The 18,417-nt window shown below is 65.1% G+C and carries 17 protein-coding genes; 10 read left to right on the top strand and 7 right to left on the bottom strand.

Translation table 11 applies throughout. The annotated features are described in order from the left end of the window. Positions 1–71: 71 nt before the first annotated feature. From GDN70_RS05890 to GDN70_RS05855, 8 genes are all read left to right on the top strand, one after another. Positions 72–734: an amino acid ABC transporter permease gene (locus GDN70_RS05890; protein WP_028140846.1), complete on the top strand. Its 663-nt coding sequence runs from the start codon at positions 72–74 to the stop codon at positions 732–734. Continuing rightward, positions 731–1,525 (top strand): amino acid ABC transporter ATP-binding protein, encoded by a 795-nt coding sequence (locus tag GDN70_RS05885; protein WP_038973186.1) that lies wholly within the window; start codon positions 731–733, stop codon positions 1,523–1,525. The genes GDN70_RS05890 and GDN70_RS05885 overlap by 4 nt, the downstream gene beginning before the upstream one ends. Beyond that, positions 1,525–2,280, top strand: a complete 756-nt coding sequence (locus tag GDN70_RS05880) for an SDR family NAD(P)-dependent oxidoreductase (RefSeq protein ID WP_038947334.1) — start codon at positions 1,525–1,527, stop codon at positions 2,278–2,280. The genes GDN70_RS05885 and GDN70_RS05880 overlap by 1 nt, the downstream gene beginning before the upstream one ends. Further along, positions 2,277–3,404 carry a muconate cycloisomerase family protein gene (locus GDN70_RS05875; protein WP_038973187.1) on the top strand — a complete coding sequence of 376 codons (1,128 nt, stop codon included), beginning with the start codon at positions 2,277–2,279 and terminating at the stop codon, positions 3,402–3,404. The genes GDN70_RS05880 and GDN70_RS05875 overlap by 4 nt, the downstream gene beginning before the upstream one ends. Before the next feature lie 255 nt (positions 3,405–3,659). Beyond that, entirely contained in the window at positions 3,660–4,079 is a 420-nt protein-coding gene (locus tag GDN70_RS05870; protein ID WP_028140850.1) for an HIT domain-containing protein, read from the top strand. Positions 4,080–4,089: 10 nt separating this feature from the next. Further along, positions 4,090–5,028 carry an NAD(+) diphosphatase gene (nudC, locus tag GDN70_RS05865; protein WP_038973188.1) on the top strand — a complete coding sequence of 313 codons (939 nt, stop codon included), beginning with the start codon at positions 4,090–4,092 and terminating at the stop codon, positions 5,026–5,028. Positions 5,029–5,034: 6 nt separating this feature from the next. Continuing rightward, positions 5,035–5,955, top strand: coding sequence for a sugar kinase (locus GDN70_RS05860; RefSeq protein WP_038973189.1), 921 nt, complete (start codon positions 5,035–5,037; stop codon positions 5,953–5,955). Between the two features lie 97 nt (positions 5,956–6,052). Continuing rightward, a complete protein-coding gene (locus GDN70_RS05855; protein WP_011090847.1) occupies positions 6,053–6,562 on the top strand; it encodes an Lrp/AsnC family transcriptional regulator in 510 nt (169 codons plus the stop codon). 158 nt (positions 6,563–6,720) lie between these two features. Here the strand turns inward: GDN70_RS05855 and GDN70_RS05850 are convergent, their stop codons facing one another. The 7 genes from GDN70_RS05850 to GDN70_RS05825 all read right to left on the bottom strand — a co-directional run bounded on the left by GDN70_RS05850 (position 6,721) and on the right by GDN70_RS05825 (position 13,628). Continuing rightward, positions 6,721–8,220, bottom strand: coding sequence for a phosphomannomutase/phosphoglucomutase (locus GDN70_RS05850; protein ID WP_152102271.1), 1,500 nt, complete (start codon positions 8,218–8,220; stop codon positions 6,721–6,723). Between the two features lie 157 nt (positions 8,221–8,377). Next, complete coding sequence (locus GDN70_RS35755; RefSeq protein WP_259217911.1) at positions 8,378–8,512, bottom strand: DUF86 domain-containing protein; 135 nt, start codon at positions 8,510–8,512, stop codon at positions 8,378–8,380. Between the two features lie 32 nt (positions 8,513–8,544). After that, positions 8,545–8,724 carry a DUF86 domain-containing protein gene (locus GDN70_RS35750; protein ID WP_338128699.1) on the bottom strand — a complete coding sequence of 60 codons (180 nt, stop codon included), beginning with the start codon at positions 8,722–8,724 and terminating at the stop codon, positions 8,545–8,547. Continuing rightward, positions 8,714–8,992 carry a nucleotidyltransferase family protein gene (locus GDN70_RS05840; protein ID WP_312015374.1) on the bottom strand — a complete coding sequence of 93 codons (279 nt, stop codon included), beginning with the start codon at positions 8,990–8,992 and terminating at the stop codon, positions 8,714–8,716. The genes GDN70_RS35750 and GDN70_RS05840 overlap by 11 nt, the downstream gene beginning before the upstream one ends. Positions 8,993–9,074: 82 nt before the next feature. Further along, positions 9,075–9,587 (bottom strand): TIGR02281 family clan AA aspartic protease, encoded by a 513-nt coding sequence (locus GDN70_RS05835; RefSeq protein WP_028140855.1) that lies wholly within the window; start codon positions 9,585–9,587, stop codon positions 9,075–9,077. A 119-nt stretch (positions 9,588–9,706) separates the two neighbouring features. Then, entirely contained in the window at positions 9,707–12,181 is a 2,475-nt protein-coding gene (gene hrpB, locus GDN70_RS05830) for an ATP-dependent helicase HrpB (protein ID WP_173015758.1), read from the bottom strand. 130 nt (positions 12,182–12,311) lie between these two features. Next, positions 12,312–13,628, bottom strand: coding sequence for a UDP-glucose/GDP-mannose dehydrogenase family protein (locus GDN70_RS05825; RefSeq protein WP_028140857.1), 1,317 nt, complete (start codon positions 13,626–13,628; stop codon positions 12,312–12,314). Positions 13,629–13,823: 195 nt separating this feature from the next. Between GDN70_RS05825 and GDN70_RS05820 the strand changes: the two genes are divergently transcribed. Both GDN70_RS05820 and polA read left to right on the top strand, forming a co-directional pair. Further along, positions 13,824–14,891: an acyltransferase family protein gene (locus GDN70_RS05820; protein WP_028140858.1), complete on the top strand. Its 1,068-nt coding sequence runs from the start codon at positions 13,824–13,826 to the stop codon at positions 14,889–14,891. A gap of 262 nt (positions 14,892–15,153) precedes the next feature. Further along, the gene (gene polA / locus GDN70_RS05815; protein ID WP_152102270.1) at positions 15,154–18,201 is read left to right on the top strand and encodes a DNA polymerase I; all 3,048 of its coding nucleotides are present in this window, start codon (positions 15,154–15,156) and stop codon (positions 18,199–18,201) included. Positions 18,202–18,417: the final 216 nt, after the last annotated feature.

Below are 18,417 nucleotides of genomic sequence, written 5' to 3'. Positions count from 1 at the left end.
CGGGTTCGATGCTTCGCATCGCCCCGGAACGACAACGCCAGCGGCCAAGGCGTACGACGAGTAACATACGCATGTATCAGTGGGACTTCGGCATCCTCTGGAGCTATCGCTGGCTGTTTCTCAACGGACTCGGCGTCACCGTCGGCTTCACCGTCGTCATCGTCGTGTGCGGGCTGCTGTTCGGCCTGTTCGGAGCGTTCGGGACCCTGTCGCGGTTCAAGGCGCTGCGTCTTCTCGCGCTCACCTTCATCGAGGCGTTCCGCTGCACGCCGATCCTCGTGCAGCTGATCTGGTTCTATTACGCGCTGCCGATCCTCGCCGGCGTCGAGATGACGCCGATCACGGCCTCGGCGCTGGCGCTCTCGCTCTATGGCGGCTCGTTCTATTCGGAGATCATCCGCGGCGGCATCATCTCGATCGACCGCGGCCAGTCCGAAGCCGGCGCCGCGCTGGGCATGACGCCGATCCAGACCATGCGGCGCATCGTGCTGCCGCAGGCGATCAAGCGCATGATCCCGGCGCTGATGAACCAGTCGATCATCCAGTTCAAGAACACCTCGCTGGTCTCGGTGCTGGCGGTGCCCGACCTCGTCTATCAGAGCCAGGTCGCCGCCCATGACAGCTACCGGCCGCTGGAGACCTACACCGCGGTCGCGGTCGCCTATGCGGCGATCCTGATCCCGCTCACCATCCTCGTCCGCCGCGGCGAGAAGCGACTGGCGGTCAGCGAATGAGCGAGACGCAAAAGATCGAGATCCGCAGCCTTCGCAAGAGCTTTGGCAGCAACGAGGTTTTGAAGAACATCAATCTCGACGTCGCCAAGGGCGGCGTCGTGGCGTTGATCGGCCCGTCGGGCTCCGGCAAGTCGACTCTGCTCCGCTGCATCAATCTGCTGGTCGTGCCCGACGGCGGCAGCGTCCGCGTCGGCGACACGCGCTTTGCATTTGGTGAAGGTGCAAAACTGCCTGATGTGAAGACGCTGGCAAAATTCCGCGCTACCACCGGCATGGTGTTCCAGCATTTCAACCTGTTCCCGCACATGACGACGCTTGAGAACGTGATGGAGGGACCGGTTACGGTGCGGCGCATGGCCAAGGCGGACGCGGAGACGCTCGCGCGTGCCCAACTCGCCAAGGTCGGCCTTGCCGAGAAGGCCGACCAATATCCGGCGACGCTGTCCGGCGGACAGAAGCAACGCGTCGCCATCGCCCGCGCGCTGGCGATGGAGCCCGATGTGATGCTGTTCGACGAGGCCACCTCTGCGCTCGATCCTGAATTGGTCGGCGAGGTGCTGAGCGTGATCCAGCAACTGGCCTCCGAAGGCATGACCATGGTGATCGTGACCCACGAGATCGCCTTTGCCCGTGAGGTCGCCGACCGCCTCATCTTCATGCGCGACGGTGTCGTGGTCGAGGAAGGCCCGGCGCGGCAGGTGATCGACAATCCCAGGGAAGCCGCCACGCGTGCCTTCCTCAGCCATTTCCACCGCACCGGCGCGCTGCCGCCGGCCACAACGGCATCGTGATGTCCGATATCAACCGCGTCTATCTCGTCACCGGTGCCGCCAGCGGCATCGGCCGTGCCACCGCAAAGCTGCTCGCGGCGCCCGGCACCGCACTTCTGCTGCACACGCGATCGAACGCGGAAGGTCTTCAAGCCACCGCAGTGGACATTGAAGCGAAGGGCGCCGTGGCCGCAAAATGCCTCGGCGACCTCGCCGAGGAGAGCGCGGCCACCGTCGCCATCGCCGCCGCGAAAGCCGCCTTCGGCCGGCTCGACGGATTGATCCTGGTCGGCGGCCATGCCCGCCGCGGCAGCGCGATCGGCACGCCGGCCGATCAGTTCCGGCAGGCGATGGACGAGTCGGCGCTGGCCTTCACGCGTCTTGTTGATGCCGCGCTCCCACTGCTGCGCGCGGGGCATGATGCACGGATCGTCGCCGTGTCCTCCTTCGTCGCACATGCGATCCGGCCCGAATTCGCACCGTTCGCGGCAACGGCCGCGAGCCGTTCCGCGCTGGAAGCCTTGGTGAGGCTGACCGCGATCGAGCTCGCCAGCGACGGCATCACCGTCAACGCGGTGTCGCCGGGCCTCATCATCAAGGACAAGCCGGGCGAGAGCCGGCTGTCGCCCGAGCAGATCGCGGCGACCGAAGCGCTGATCCCGATGCGCCGCCGCGGGCGACCGGAAGAGGTCGCCGAGATCATCGCCTTCCTGGCATCCCCCAAAGCATCCTACGTCACCGGCCAGGTCTGGCACGTCAATGGAGGCCTGACATGAGCGAAGCGACCGTCGAACGTCTCAGGCTGTTCCTGATCGAAAGCCCGATCAAGATGGCGCGCCTGCAGGGCGTCGGCAACGTCAAGGGCACGGTGAAGCGCGTGCTGATCGAGCTCACCGCGAGCGATGGCGTGATCGGCTGGGGTGAAGCCGCGCCATGGGAGGTGTTCACGGGAACGCCGGAAGCCGCGTTCGCCGCGCTCGACATCTATCTGCGTCCCATCGTGCTCGGCAAGCCGGTGCGCCGGATCCGCGCGCTGATGACAGAGCTCGACCGCGCGCTGGTCGGCCATGCCGAGGCCAAAGTTGCCATCGAGATGGCGCTGCTCGACATCGTCGGCAAATCGTCGGGGCTGTCGGTTGCCGACCTGCTCGGTGGCCGCGTGCGCGACACGATTCCCCTCTCCTTCTCCATCGCCGATCCGGATTTCGCCGCCGACCTCGAGCGCATGCGAAAGATGGTTCCGGACGGCAATGTCATCTACAAGGTCAAGACCGGCGTGAAACCGCACCGCGAGGATCTCGATCATCTCGAGGCGATCCGGAAAGAATTCGGCGACAAGGTCGATCTGCGCGTCGACTACAACCAGGCACTCGCGCCATTCGGCGCCATCAAGATCTTGCGCGATGTCGAAGAGTTTGCGCCAACCTTCATCGAGCAGCCGGTGCCGCGCAAATACCTCGACGTGATGGCGCAGCTCACCGCCGCGCTGGAAACGCCCGTGCTCGCCGACGAAAGCTGCTTCGACCGCCGCGACATGATGGAAGTGGTGCGCCGCGAAGCCGCCGATGCCGTCTCGATCAAGCTGATGAAGGCCGGCGGCCTGTTCGAGGCGCAGGCGATCATGGCGATCGCCGACATCGCCGGGCTGCCCGGCTATGGCGGCACGCTGTGGGAAGGCGGCATTGGGCTAGCCGCCGGCACGCAGCTGATCGCGGCGACGCCGGGCATCTCGCTCGGCTGCGAATTCTACATGCCGCACCACGTGCTGACCGAGGACGTGCTGGAAGAGCGCGTCGCCAACCGCGCCGGCCATGTCGTGGTGCCCGACGGGCCCGGCCTTGGCATTCGCGTCAGCGAAGCCTCGGTCCGCGCCAATGCGCGGGTGCTGGCGGAGGCGTAGTTTCCGTCATTCCGGAGCGCGCGCAGCGCGAGCCCGGAATCCATAACCACAGGGCGAGGTTGGTGCGCGAGCCGGCAACCACGAGTCTTCGCCACACGACTGCCTGTGGTTATGGGTCCCGGATCTGCGCTTCGCTTGTCCGGGACGACGACCGCGTATGCGGTGACAGCGGGGCGCCATCCTTCCCCTCAGGGAATCCCTATCGTATGGTCGTGCCCAACACGCCCGAACCCACCGGGCCATCCGGAAACGCATATGCCCGAACCCGCCTGGTCGCTGCACTCCCGCCTGAAAGAGGACACCATCGACATCGGCGATCTGCCGCTGTCGAAGGTGCTGGTCATCAAGGACGCGCATTATCCCTGGCTGCTGCTGGTGCCACGGCGCGCTGACGCGGTCGAAATCATCGATCTCGACGAGGTGCAGCAGGCGCAGCTGATGACGGAGATCTCCCGCGTCTCGCGCGCGCTGAAGGAGATCACCAGATGCGACAAGCTCAATGTCGCGGCGCTCGGCAACCTCGTGCCGCAGCTTCACGTTCACATCATCGCGCGCCGCACCAGTGACGCGGCCTGGCCGCGGCCGGTCTGGGGCGTGATGCCGCCATTGGCGCATGACGCCGCAGAGGTTCAGAATTTCATCAGCGCGCTTCGCCGCAAGATCTGGTTGGGTTGAAAGAACGATAATGTCAGCATTCAACGCATTTCCGCTGGGACAGCCGGCCTTCGTCACCAACATCCTCGATCGCGCCGCGCATCTGCGCCGCGACGACCAGAAGCTGTTCGCGATGGAGCAGAAGCCGACCTCGCGCGCCTATGTCGTTTATCGCGACTCGCTCCTGGTCAAGCGCGAGGGCGACAAGATTCGCGCGCTGCTCTCGATCGACGAGGCGCTGAAGTGCGGCGCCAATCCCGGCACGATCTTCCTGGGGCTGCGGGACGGCGCCGCGATATTCGGCATGGGCCTGTCGCAGGCCGCCGCCGAGAAGCTGGTGGGACGCGAGGACTACACCGTGACCGAGCTGCGCGGCATGGCGATGCAGGGCGCGATTCCTCCCGACCAGCTGTCGGCGATCGCGATGGCGAAGTCTATGGTCGGCTGGCACCAGCGCCACGGCTATTGCGCCAATTGCGGCTCGCGCAGCGCGATGAAGGAAGGCGGCTGGAAGCGCGAGTGCCCGGCTTGCAAGGCCGAGCATTTTCCGCGGACCGACCCTGTCGTGATCATGCACGTCGCCTCCGGCGACAAGTGCCTGCTTGGCCGCCAGAAGCAGTTTCCGGCAGGGATGTATTCCTGCCTCGCCGGCTTCGTCGAGGCCGCCGAGACCATCGAGGACGCGGTGCGCCGCGAGATCCTGGAAGAATCCGGGATCCGCTGCACCGACGTGCAATATTACATGACGCAGCCCTGGCCCTATCCGTCGTCGCTGATGATCGGCTGCAGCGCGCGAGCTGTGAGCGAGGACATCATCGTCGATCACTCGGAGCTTGAGGATGCGCGCTGGTTCACGCGCGAGGAGGCAGCTCTGATGCTGACGCGGACGCATCCGGACGGGCTCGCCGGCCCGCATCCCTTCGCCATCGCCCATCATTTGCTCGGCCGCTGGGTGCACGACAAGAGCTGACCGCCGATGGCCGCACCCGGGATCGCGCCGCGAATCCTCTGCATCGGCATTCCGGTGCGCGACCTCACCTTTCGGGTCGAGTCCGTGCCGGCGCGCGGCAGCAAGGCCAACGCCAGCCACCTCGCCGAGATCTGCGGCGGCAACGCGCTCAATGCCTCGATCGCGATTGCGCGGCTTGGTGGTCACGTCTTCTTCGCTGGCCCCATGGGCGATGCACGGGAGACATCGAGCGGCTTCATCCTCGACCAAATGGCGCAGGAGGGCATCGACACGCATATCGTGCGCATGCCTGATATGACCACGCCGATCTCGGCGATCATGATCGAGCCCTCGGGCGAGCGGACGCTCACGATCTATCGCGATCCCGGCCTGTGGCGCGTGAAGCTGCCCAATGCCGACGAATTGCTGGCCGATTGCCGTGCGGTCCTCGTCGAAAGCCGCTGTGCCTCATTCTGCGTTGATCTCTGCGCCGAGGCCCGGCGACGCGGCATTCCCGTCATCGTCGGCGTCGATCGCGCGATGTCGTTGCAGGACGGCCTGCTGACCGCCGCCTCGCATCTGCTGTTCGCCAGCGAGCAGGTGCAGGAGACCGCCGGCATCGCCGACGACGCCAAGGCGTTGCAACGCCTGGCCAGGCTGACGCCGGCCTTCCTTTCGGCGACCCGCGGTCCACTCGGTACGATCTGGCTGAACGAGGCAGGCGAGCCGGAAGAGACCGCGGCCTTCCCGGTCCAGGCGGTCGATACGCTCGGCGCCGGCGACGTCTTTCATGGTGCCTTCGCGCTTGGCCTCGCCGAGGGTAAGGGGGTGCCGGAGGCGCTGCGATTCGCCGCGGCCGCTGCAGCACTGAAATGCACCCGCCATGGCGGCGGCATGGCTGCACCCCAACGTATTGAAGTTGAAGGGTTTTTGCGAGGGAGGCCCTAGAGCAATTCCATCGATGAGCCGAGATTATGGGCTTGCTGGGGAAAGATTTTCTCTATATCAGGGAAATCAGCCCCTGAAATGGAACAAAGTTCTTCAAATGACCGACCTCGCCGTCCAGATCCCCGAGACCAGCCGCCGCCTCGATGCCATCGACCGCAAGATCCTGATGGTGCTGCAGGAAGATGCCTCCCTGTCCGTCGCCGAAATCGGCGACCGCGTCGGCCTGTCCTCGACCCCCTGCTGGAAGCGCATCCAGCGCCTGGAGGCTGACGGCGTGATCCTGAAGCGGGTGGCCCTGGTCGACCAGAACAAGATCGGGCTCGGCATCTCCGTGTTCGTCTCGGTGGAGAGCTCCGACCATTCCGACGCCTGGCTGAAGAAATTCGCCGAAGCCGTCAGCGCGATGCCCGAGGTGATGGAGTTCTATCGCATGGCCGGCGACGTCGACTACATGCTGCGCGTCGTGGTCGCGGACATGCAGGCCTATGACGTGTTCTACAAGAAGCTGATCAGCGCCGTGCCGCTGAAGAACGTCACCTCGCGCTTCGCGATGGAGAAGATCAAGTCGGTGACAGCGCTGCCGATTCCGGCGGTGGTGGCGGCTTAGCTGCTCGACGGAGGACGACGCTCCTTCGGCAATCGTCATGGCCGGGCTTGTCCCGGCCATCCACGTCCTTGCATTCGCGCAAGAGGAGAGGCGTGGATGCCCGGGACAAGCCCGGGCATGACGGCGGAGATAGCGGCGTCCAGTATCTCTGAAACTGCTCAAATCGTCTGATTGTACTCGCCGACCTCGGGATGCGTACGCAGCACGCTGTTCACCATCTCGAACATGTCGTGCATGCGCTGCTCCGAGACCGGACTCTCGACCACGACGACGAGCTCGGGCTTGTTCGAGGAGGCGCGCACCAGGCCCCAGCTGCCGTCCTCGACCGTGACCCGCACGCCGTTGACGGTGACGAGGTCGCGGATCGCCTGTCCCCCGATCCTGGCGCCCTTGGCCTGCAAGCCCTCGAAATGCTTCACCACCTGGTCGATGACGCCGTACTTGGTCTCGTCGGCGCAATGCGGCGACATGGTCGGCGACGACCATGTCTTCGGCAGCGCGTTCTTCAGGTCCGCCATCGACTTGCCCGGCGCGCGGTCGAGCATGTCGCAGATCGCGATCGCCGACACCAGGCCGTCGTCATAGCCGCGTCCATACGGCTTGTTGAAGAAGAAATGGCCGGACTTCTCGAAGCCCGCCAGCGCGCCGGTCTCGTTGGTGCGGCGCTTCATGTAGGAATGGCCGGTCTTCCAATAGGCGACCTTCGCGCCCTGCTTCTGCAGCACCGGATCGGTGACAAACAGGCCGGTCGACTTCACGTCGACGATGAACTGCGCATCCTTGTGGATCGCCGACATGTCGCGCGCCAGCATCACGCCGACCTTGTCGGCAAAGATCTCCTCGCCGGTATTGTCGACGACGCCGCAGCGGTCGCCGTCGCCGTCGAAGCCGAGGCCGACATCGGCCTTGTGATGCAGCACCGCATCGCGGATCGCGTGCAGCATCTCCATGTCTTCGGGGTTCGGATTATATTTCGGGAAGGTGTGGTCGAGCTCGGTGTCGAGCGGGATCACTTCGCAGCCGATCGCCTCCAGCACCTGCGGCGCGAAGGCGCCAGCGGTACCGTTGCCGCAGGCCGCGACGACCTTGAGCTTGCGCTTGAGCTTCGGACGATTGGTGAGATCGGCGATGTAGCGCGCCGGGTAGTTCTCGTGGAACTGGTAGGAGCCGCCGGCCTTGTTCTTGAACTCCGCGTTCAGGACGATCTCCTTCAGCCGCGTCATCTCGTCGGGGCCGAAAGTCAGCGGACGGTTGGCGCCCATCTTCACGCCGGTCCAGCCATTGTCGTTGTGCGAGGCGGTCACCATCGCAACAGCGGGCACGTCGAGATCGAACTGCGCGAAATACGCCATCGGCGTCACCGCAAGACCGATGTCATGCACCTTGCAACCCGCAGCCATCAGGCCGGAGATCAGCGCGTATTTGATCGAGGCCGAATAGCCACGGAAATCATGCCCGGTGACGATCTCCTGCTTGACGCCGAGCTCGGCGATCAGCGCGCCCAGCCCCATGCCGAGCGCCTGCACCCCCATCAGGTTGATTTCCTTCTGGAACAACCAGCGCGCGTCGTATTCGCGAAAGCCCGTGGGCTTCACCATCGGCTCGGATTCGAAGGCGTAGGTGTTGGGCAAAAGGACGGATTTCGGCTTCGGGAACATTGAGACGGTCTCGTGAAGGGCAGGAATTGAGGCAGCCTTAGCGAATGCAGGGCCGCAGCGGAAGGCGGGAATGAAGGCTTATGGCCGATAATTGCGGCAGTTTGGTAACGAAGAAACGTTACCGCGAGGGCAGTACCAAATGTATGACCGGAATGAGCTAACTCTGCAGTCGTGCAATCTCCTCTTCGACGACTGCCTTGAGAGCCGGCAGAGCCTGCTGAACAGTTTCCCACACAAGATGTGCAGCAACATCTTCATAGTTGTGGCGATAGACATTGCCCGCCGCCGCCATCTGTCTCCATGCAATGGCCGGGTGCCTGGTCTTCAGATCCTCTGGGGGCGGCGAGACGCTTCTGAAATGATCTCCAGACATCGCGTAACGGCATAGACCGCCCGGAGGTCCGCCGCGAACGCCTCGCGATCGAGACTTCCGACGAACTCGGTCGCCAAGTCGATGTGATGCAGGATGTCCCGCAGGGTCCCGTCGATGCGATCAGAAGGCATAGACGGCATCGGCCGTCGCGGCAGGAGCGACGTATGATTTCAGACCATCGCGATTGACGACGTCGACCGGGCCGTCAAACAGATTGGAAATGTATTCCTTGAGTTCGACGTAGTCGAACACAGTGATCCGCGCATCTGGATCAATCTCGACCATGATATCGACATCGCTGCCGGAGTGATTTTCACCCCGCGCCATCGAGCCGAACAACGCGGCATGCAAAACGCCCCGCTCGCGAAGGGCGCGTTCGGACTTTCGCAGGATCGCCATTGCATCGGGTCCATTCATGGACAGAATATAGCACCCTGTTCGGCCCGGCGGGAGCCCCCGCCAATGCCCCCTCCGGGCGGGCCTACTGCTCCAGCACCATCTGGCCGTTGGAATATTCGAAACGCTTCAGGCGGGACAGGAAAGACAGGCCGAGCAGGTTCTCCGACAGCGCCTCGTCGGGCAGCACCATGGCGTCGACGTCGCGCACGACCAGACCGCCAACCTCGAGCATCGCGATGCGGGTGCGCGCGGCCTTGATGGTGCCGTTGGCGGTGGAGACGGTGGCGTTGTAATCGCTGCGCGAAGGACGCAGGCCAAAGCGGGCCGCCGAGGTCTCATTCAGCGCAACCACGGAGGCGCCGGTGTCGAGCATGAAGCCGATGCGCTGACCCTCGATCCGGCCTTCGGTCTGGAAATGACCCCGGCCATCGCGGGAAACGGCGAGGCTGCGGCCCCCGGCGGGCGCAGTGGCCGCGACGGCGACAGTGGTGCGCGGCGCCGAGCTTGCGGAGGCGGAGCTCATCCTGTCCGCCATCTGCGCCATGAAGGTGCCGAGGCCGATCATGACGGCTGCGATGATCATAATGTTACGCATCACACCACTTCCGAGCCGGAAAGCTCGATTTCAACACGCGGCACACCAAGCCGCGAGCATTGCTGCGGCCAGAGCGATGCTATTTTGACGAAAAGGATGAGCGGACGGTTAATGCGCCCTCACGTCCCGCGCGGCTTGGCCCGCCGGGTCGGCACGGCGCTGGCCGGATCGTCCGGCCAGGGATGACGGGGATAGCGGCCGCGCAGGTCGGAACGGACCGCGGCGTAGCTGCCGCGCCAGAAACCGGGAAGGTCGCGCGTCACCTGCACCGGGCGCTGCGCCGGCGACAGCAATTCCAGCACCAGCGGCACCTTGCCGGCGGCGATCGAGGGATGGGCGTTGAGGCCGAACAATTCCTGCAGCCGCACCGCGATGGTCGGCCCCTGCTCGGCCTCGTAGTCGATCGCGAGCATGCTTCCGGTCGGCGCCTCGAAATGCGTCGGCGCCTCGCGCTCGAGCCGCGCGCGCATCTCCCACGGCAGCAGCGCCATCAGCGCGTCGGAGAGATCGCCGGGCGAAATGTCCTTGAGCGCGATCTTGTCGTAGAGCGCCGGCACCAGCCAGTCGTCGCGGCGCGCGATCAATCCCTCGTCGGACAGGTCGGGCCAGCTGTCGCCCTCGGCCTTGCGCAGGAACATCACCCGGTCGCGCCATTGCTTTGCAGCCTTCGACCAGGGCAGCCGATCGAGGCCGGCGGCGATCAATCCATCCGCGAAGATACGCGCGGTATCCTCGGAGGGCGAGACGGCAAGCGTCGCTTCGGACAGTGTGATCGCATGCAGCACGCGCTTGCGCCGCGCGCGCAGCGCCATCGCGCCGCGGTCGAACGAAATCTCGTCGGCGCTCTCGATATGCTCGGCGAAATGCCGCTCGATCTCGCTCTCAGTGATCTGCGCGGCGAGCAGGATACGCCCGCTCGCCGCCGTCCCGGTCATCTCGCCGATCGCGATGTAGGGCGCGCGGGCGAGCGAGGAGGTCTGCTCGACGGCGGCGCCGCGGCCGTTGGCCAGCACGAAACTGCCATTGCCGCGATTGCGTGCGACGCGATCGGGGAAGGCATAGGCGAGCATCAAGCCGGTCGAGAGATCATCCTGCGGCCCGGCCCTCTCCGACGCCGCCACTTGCGAGGCCCAGCGCCGCGCCAGATCGCGCGCGCTGGCGGCGCGCGGCGAACGGTCGCGGCGGAACTGGTCGCGCCGATGCTCGAGATCGACGCTGTCGCCGCCAAGCCCGCGCTCGGTGATGATGGCCGCGATCTCGGCGGCGGCTTCGCCCTCGCCTGCGCGATGCGAATCCACGATCATGCGCGCCAGCCGCGGCGGCAGCGCCAGTGCACGCAGGCTTTTTCCCTCTGCGGTGATGCGGCCATCGCCATCGAGTGCGTTGAGCTCGGAGAGGAGGCTTTTTGCCTCTTTCCACGCGGGCGCCGGCGGCGGATCGAGGAACGACAGCGCGGCGGGATCGCTCACGCCCCATTGCGCGAGATCGAGCACCAGCGAAGACAGGTCGGCGCTCAAAATTTCCGGCTGGGTGTAGGGCGCGAGCGAAGCCGTCTGCGGCTCGTCCCAGAGCCGGTAGCAGACACCCGGCTCGGTGCGGCCGGCGCGACCGCGGCGCTGATCCACTGCCGCACGCGCGGCGCGCACGGTCTCGAGCCGCGTCAGCCCGATGTCGGGCTCGTAGCGCGGCACGCGGGCAAGACCGGAATCGACCACGATGCGTACGCCTTCGATCGTCAGCGAGGTCTCCGCGATCGACGTCGCCAGCACCACCTTGCGCATGCCTTTGGGTGCAGGCGAAATGGCGCGATCCTGCACGGCGGCATCGAGCGCGCCGAACAGCGGCACGATCTCGATCGAGGCGTCCTGCACGCGCTCGCTGAGGAAATTCTGGGTGCGGCGGATTTCGGCGGCGCCCGGCAGGAACGCCAGCACCGAGCCGCTGTCGGCACGCAGCGCCGAAGCAATCGCATCCGCCATCTGCCGCTCGATGGGCGCATCCGCCTTGCGGCCGAGATAGCGCGTCTCGACGGGGAAGGCCCGCCCCTCGCTCTCGACGACGGGCGCTTGCCCAAGCAGCCTTGCGACGCGCGCGCCATCGAGCGTCGCCGACATCACGAGGATGCGCAGGTCTTCGCGCAGACCGGTCTGCGCATCGCGCGCCAGCGCGAGGCCCATATCGGCATCGAGCGAGCGCTCGTGGAATTCGTCGAACAGGATGGCGGCAACGCCTGACAGCTCGGGATCGTCGAGGATCTGGCGGGTGAAGATGCCTTCTGTCACCACCTCGATGCGCGTGGTGCGCGAGATCTTCGAGCCGAACCGGACGCGATAGCCGACGGTCTCGCCGGCGCGCTCGCCCAGCGATTTGGCCATGCGGTCGGCGCTGGCGCGCGCCGCGATACGCCGCGGCTCCAGCACGATGATCTTCTTGCCCTTCGCCCAGGGCGCATCGAGCAAGGCCAGCGGCACGCGCGTGGTCTTGCCGGCCCCGGGCGGCGCCACCAGCACGGCGGCATTGCTGGCCTCCAGCGCGCGCGACAAGTCGTCGAGCACGGCATCGATCGGGAGGGGTGTGTCGAAACTGCGGGGCAAGATCTCGCATCCGTCATCACCCGCCTTGCGCGCCGGGCGGGTGATCCAGTCAACTCAGATCCCGATCATCACGAAGATCGGGATTACTGGATACCCCGCCTTCGCGGGGTATGACAATCGTGTGTGGCGATCAGCCCTGCACAGGCGGGCGGCCGATGCTGTCATAGGTGAAGCCGGCGGCTTCCATGTCTTCGGGGCGGTAGATGTTGCGCAGGTCGACGACCACGGGCTGCGCCATGACGCTCTTCAGCCGGTCGAGATCGAGCGCACGGAACTGCACCCATTCGGTGACGATGACGAGCGCGTCGGCACCTTGCGCACAGGAATAGGCGTCCTCGCAATAGGTGATATCGGGCAGCTCGCCCTTGGCCTGCTCCATGCCGACGGGATCGAACGCCTTGACCGTCGCGCCCATGTCGATCAGGCCTGTCACCAGCGGGATCGACGGCGCATCGCGCATGTCGTCGGTGTCGGGCTTGAAGGTGAGGCCGAGCACCGCAATGGTCTTGCCGCGCAGCGAGCCGCCGAGCGCCTGGCTGACCTTGCGCGCCATCGCGCGCTTGCGATTTTCGTTCACGGCCAGCACGGATTCGACGATGCGCAAGGAGACGTCGTAATCCTGCGCGATCTTGATCAGCGCCTTGGTGTCCTTCGGGAAGCACGAGCCGCCGAACCCGGGACCGGCATGCAGGAATTTGGTGCCGATGCGGTTGTCCAGGCCAATGCCGCGCGCGACCTCCTGGACGTTGGCGCCGGCCTTTTCCGAGAGATCGGCGATCTCGTTGATGAAGGTGATCTTGGTCGCGAGAAACGCGTTCGCGGCGTATTTGATCATCTCGGCGGTGCGACGCTCCGTGAACATCAGCGGCGCCTGGTTCAGCGACAGCGGACGGTAGATGTCGCCCATCACCTTGCGGCCGCGCTCGTCGGAGGTGCCGACCACGACCCGATCGGGAAATTTGAAGTCACGGATCGCCGCGCCCTCGCGCAGAAATTCTGGATTGGAGGCGACCACGACGTCGGCTTTGGGATTGGTCTCGCGGATGATGCGCTCGACCTCGTCGCCGGTGCCCACCGGCACGGTCGACTTCGTCACCACGACGGTGAAACCGGTGAGCGACCGCGCGATCTCCTTCGCTGCGGCGTAGACATAGGAGAGGTCGGCGTGGCCGTCGCCGCGCCGCGACGGCGTGCCGACCGCGATGAACACGGCATCGGCATCGGCGACCGGCTTGGACAAATCGGTGGTGAAGTCGAGCCGCTTGGCCTTGACGTTGGTCGCGACCAACTCGTCGAGGCCGGGCTCGTAGATCGGAATCTCGCCGCGATGGAGCGCCGCGATCTTCTTCTCGTCCTTGTCGACGCAGGTGACGTCGTGACCGAAATCAGCAAAGCAGGCTCCGGACACCAGTCCCACGTAACCCGTGCCGATCATCGCGATGCGCATGAAAATCCCTGTTTTAGATTGGTTAACGAAACCCCGACACGGGGCGGTTTAGCATCTTCCCGAGGGGAGGGAACAGTCCGCAGGCAAAAAAGCGGCATGGGAATTGAACCGGTAAAGAAGTCGGAAACCGTGCAGGCCCCACACTGCCTCGCACCCGAACAGGACAGGGCGGAACGCGCCTCGAAAAGAGACACCATGGCACCATCTGGCACAATTGCAGGGAGCGGAGGCAGCCAATCCCCTTCTGCCGCGCGTGTCGACTGGATCGACTACGCCAAGGGCATTTGCATCATCATGGTCGTGATGATGCATTCGGTGCTGGGGGTCGAGCTCGCCGCCGGCGAGACCGGTTTCATGCATGTCGCCGTGGCCTTCGCAAAGCCGTTCCGGATGCCGGATTTCTTCCTGATCTCGGGCCTGTTCCTGCCACTGGTGATCGATCGGGACTGGCGAACCTATCTCGACCGCAAGGTGGTGCATTTCGCTTATTTCTATGTCGTCTGGGTGACAATCCAATTCGGCTTCAAGGCGCCCGCTTTCGCGGCGGAGACGAGCTGGCATCACGTTGGTCTCCTGTATCTCGAATCCTTCATCGAGCCGTTCGGCACGCTGTGGTTTATCTATCTGCTGCCGGTCTTCTTCGTCGTCACAAAACTGACACGCAAATTCCCGCCGCTCGCGATCTGGCTGGTCGCCGCCGCCCTGGAGACAGCCCGGATCTCGACCGGCTGGACCGCGATCGACGAGTTCTGCTCACGCTTCGTCTATTTCTATTCGGGCTATCTGTTCGCGCCCTACGTGTTCGCGCTGTCGGATCGCGCGCGGAAGCATCCCGTCCTTGCGCTCGCAGCGCTCGCGACCTGGGCACTGGTCAATGCCGGCCTCGTCGCGTCGGGCGCCAGCGAAGGGAAGGTCGTCTCGCTCGTGCTCGGCTTTGCCGGTGCCTGCGCCATCATCACCATGGGCACGCTGCTCGCGCGCGCGCAATGGCTGAACTTCTTCCGCTACTGCGGCGAGCATTCGATCGTGATCTATCTCGCCTTCTTCCTGCCGATGGCGGCGACGCGAACGCTGCTGCTGCGCACCGGCATCATTCCCGATATCGGCACGGTATCGCTGATCGTCACCGTCGCCGGCGTGCTCGGCGCACTCGCGATCTGGCGGGGCGCGTTACGGCTCAATGCGCACTTCCTGTTCGAGCGGCCGGAGGCGTTCTGGATTGCGCCGAAGAAGGCTGGGCCGGTGTTGCAGGCGGCGGAGTAGCAATCTGTCGTCCCTGCGAAAGCAGGGACCCATACCGCGTGATCTATCGATGGATCGTGGCTTCCGTACCAGGGCCTCGTCACCACCAGCCTTCGCCAAACTCCTCCCTGTGGCTATGGGTCCCGGATCGACGCTCCGCTCCCGGCAACGCTACGCGTTGCCAAGAGCTGCGCTTGTCCGGGACGACAATTGAGTGTGGGCTGAGGGCAAAAATCCCCTTCCCAAGGCTGTCAAAGCCCGCAAAAATTCATACATTGCGGCCATGCCAAAGACCTCCCCGAAGACCTCCGCCAAAGCCGATCCCCCCACTGCCGCGACAGCTGCGGCCAAACCGGTTGCAGCAAAGGCGGCCGGCAAGGGCGACCACATCTTCCTGGTCGACGGTTCCGGCTACATCTTCCGCGCCTACCACGCGCTGCCGCCGCTGAACCGCAAGTCTGACGGCCTGCAGGTCAACGCCGTGCTCGGTTTCTGCAACATGCTGTGGAAGCTGCTCCGCGACATGCCGGAAGACAACCGGCCGACGCACCTCGCGATCATCTTCGACAAGTCGGAGGTCACGTTCCGCAACAAGATCTACCCGGAGTACAAGGCCCACCGGGCGCCGGCGCCTGACGATCTCATCCCGCAATTTGCGCTGATCCGCGAGGCGGTCCGCGCCTTCGACCTGCCCTGCCTGGAACAAGTGGGCTTCGAGGCCGACGACCTGATCGCAACCTATGTGCGGCAGGCCTGCGAGCGCGGCGCCAGCGCGACCATCGTGTCCTCCGACAAGGATTTGATGCAGCTCGTCACCGATTGCGTCACCATGTACGACACCATGAAGGATCGCCGCATCGGCATCCCAGAGGTGATCGAGAAATTCGGCGTGCCGCCGAACAAGGTCGTCGAGGTACAGGCTCTGGCCGGCGATTCCACCGACAACGTGCCCGGCGTGCCCGGCATCGGCATCAAGACCGCGGCGCAGCTGATCACCGAATATGGCGACCTCGATCAACTGTTGTTCCGCGCCGGCGAGATCAAGCAGCCCAAGCGGCGCGAGGCGCTGCTCGAGAATGCCGAGAAAGCGCGGATCTCGCGGCAGCTCGTGCTACTCGACGACAAGGTCGACCTCGATGTGCCGCTGGACGACCTCGCGGTCCACGAGCCCGACGCACGCAAGCTGATCGCCTTCCTGAAAGCCATGGAATTCACGACGCTGACGCGACGCGTCGCCGAATATTCGCAAATCGATCCCGCCAATGTCGATGCCGACCCTGGCTATGCCAGCGGCGCCAGCGTGTTCACGACGCTGCCGCCCTCCGATGTCGTGCCTGCGCCGGGCGGCGATACGTCGGCGCAAGCCCGGGCGAAAGAGCCCAACAGGTCAGCGGGCAAGGAGGACAAGGCTGCGAGCCCGAAGGGCGCGCCGATCTCGCTGGCCGCCGCGCGCGAAGAGGCGCTGCGCAGGCTTCCAGTCGATCGCGCCAAATATCAAACGATCAAGTCGCTCGAGGAGCTCAACGCCTTCATCGCCCGCATCCACGATACCGGTCATGTCGCGGTCGAGATCCGCGGAAACTCGATCGATCCGATGCAGGCCGATTTCTGCGGCATCGCGCTGGCGCTGGCGCCGAACGAGGCCTGCTATGTGCCGCTGGCGCACAAGCAAGCTGGCGGCGGGGCCGGCCTGTTCGACGCCGGCCTTGCACCTGATCAGGTCAAGCATGCCGATGCGATCGACGCCCTGCGGCCGGTGCTGGAATCGGCGGGCATTCTCAAGATCGGCTTCGATCTCAAATTCACCGCCGTCATGCTGGCGCAGCACGGCATCACCTTGCGCAACACCGACGATGCGCAGTTGATCTCCTACGTGCTCGATGCCGGCCGCGGGTCGCACGCGATCGAATCGCTGTCCGAGCGCTGGTTCGGACACGCCATGCTGAAGGAGAGCGAGCTGCTCGGCAGCGGCAAGGGCAAGATCACCTTCGACCAGGTGCCGATCGACAAGGCCGCGGCACTGTCGGCGGAAGGCGCCGACGTCGCCTTGCGCGCCTGGCGCGTGCTGAAGCCGCGCCTGGTCGCCGAGCATATGACCGCGGTCTACGAGACGCTGGAGCGGCCGCTGGTTGCGGTGCTTGCGCGCATGGAGCGGCGCGGCATCTCGATCGACCGCCAGGTGCTGTCGCGCCTGTCCGGCGACTTCGCCCAGACCGCGGCCCGCGTCGAGGCCGAGATCCAGGAGATCGCGGGCGAGCCGGTCAATGTCGGCAGCCCCAAGCAGATCGGCGACATCCTGTTCGGCAAGATGGGACTGTCCGGCGGCACCAAGACCAAGACCGGCGCCTGGTCGACCACCGCGCAGGTGCTCGACGAGCTCGCCGAGCAGGGCCATGACTTCCCGAAGAAGATCCTGGAGTGGCGCCAGGTCTCGAAGCTGAAATCGACCTACACCGACGCTCTGCCGACCTACGTCAATCCGCAGACCCATCGCGTGCACACGACCTACGCGCTGGCCGCGACCACGACGGGCCGGTTGTCGTCGAACGAGCCGAATTTGCAGAACATCCCGGTGCGCACCGAGGACGGCAGAAAAATCCGCCGCGCCTTCATCGCAACACCCGGACACAAGCTCGTCTCCGCGGACTATTCGCAGATCGAGCTCAGGCTGCTGGCGGAGATCGCCGACATTCCCGTGCTGAAGCAGGCGTTCCGCGACGGTCTCGACATTCACGCCATGACGGCGTCGGAAATGTTCGGCGTGCCGATCAAGGGCATGCCGAGCGAAATCCGCCGCCGCGCCAAGGCGATCAATTTCGGCATCATCTACGGCATCTCCGCGTTCGGCCTCGCCAACCAGCTCGGCATCGCCCGCGAGGAGGCCTCGGCCTACATCAAGAAATATTTCGAGCGCTTCCCCGGCATCCGCGCCTACATGGACGAGACGCGCGATTTCTGCCGGCAGAATGGCTATGTCACCACGCTGTTCGGCCGCAAATGCCACTACCCCGACATCAAGGCCTCCAACGCCTCGGTGCGTGCCTTCAACGAGCGCGCCGCGATCAACGCGCGGCTCCAGGGCACCGCGGCCGACATCATCCGCCGCGCCATGACGCGGGTGGAGGATGCCCTCGCCGAGAAGAAGCTGTCGGCGCAAATGCTGCTGCAGGTGCACGACGAATTGATCTTCGAGGTGCCCGACGCCGAGGTCGAGGCGACGCTCCCCGTCGTGCAGCACGTGATGCAGGACGCACCGTTCCCGGCCGTGCTGCTGTCGGTGCCGCTGCACGTCGATGCGCGGGCGGCGACCAACTGGGACGAGGCGCATTGAGGCGGCTCTTTACCTCTCCCGCTTGCACTCGCTGACGCCACACGGTCGGTGTCGTCCCCGCGAAAGCGGGGACCCATAGCCACTGGATCGGGTTTGGCGAAGATTGCCCATGACTATCGCGCGTCAAACTTCTCCCTGGGGGTATGGGCCCCGCGTTCGCGGGGACGACGTTGGAGTGACATGCGAGAACCTGAATTGTCCTCCGAGCAATTGCGC

Source organism: Bradyrhizobium sp. TM102 (assembly GCF_009176685.1).
Classification (GTDB): domain Bacteria; phylum Pseudomonadota; class Alphaproteobacteria; order Rhizobiales; family Xanthobacteraceae; genus Bradyrhizobium; species Bradyrhizobium ottawaense.
The sequence above is the reverse complement of the archived record's forward strand: the minus strand, read 5'-3'. Positions and strand labels throughout refer to the sequence as shown.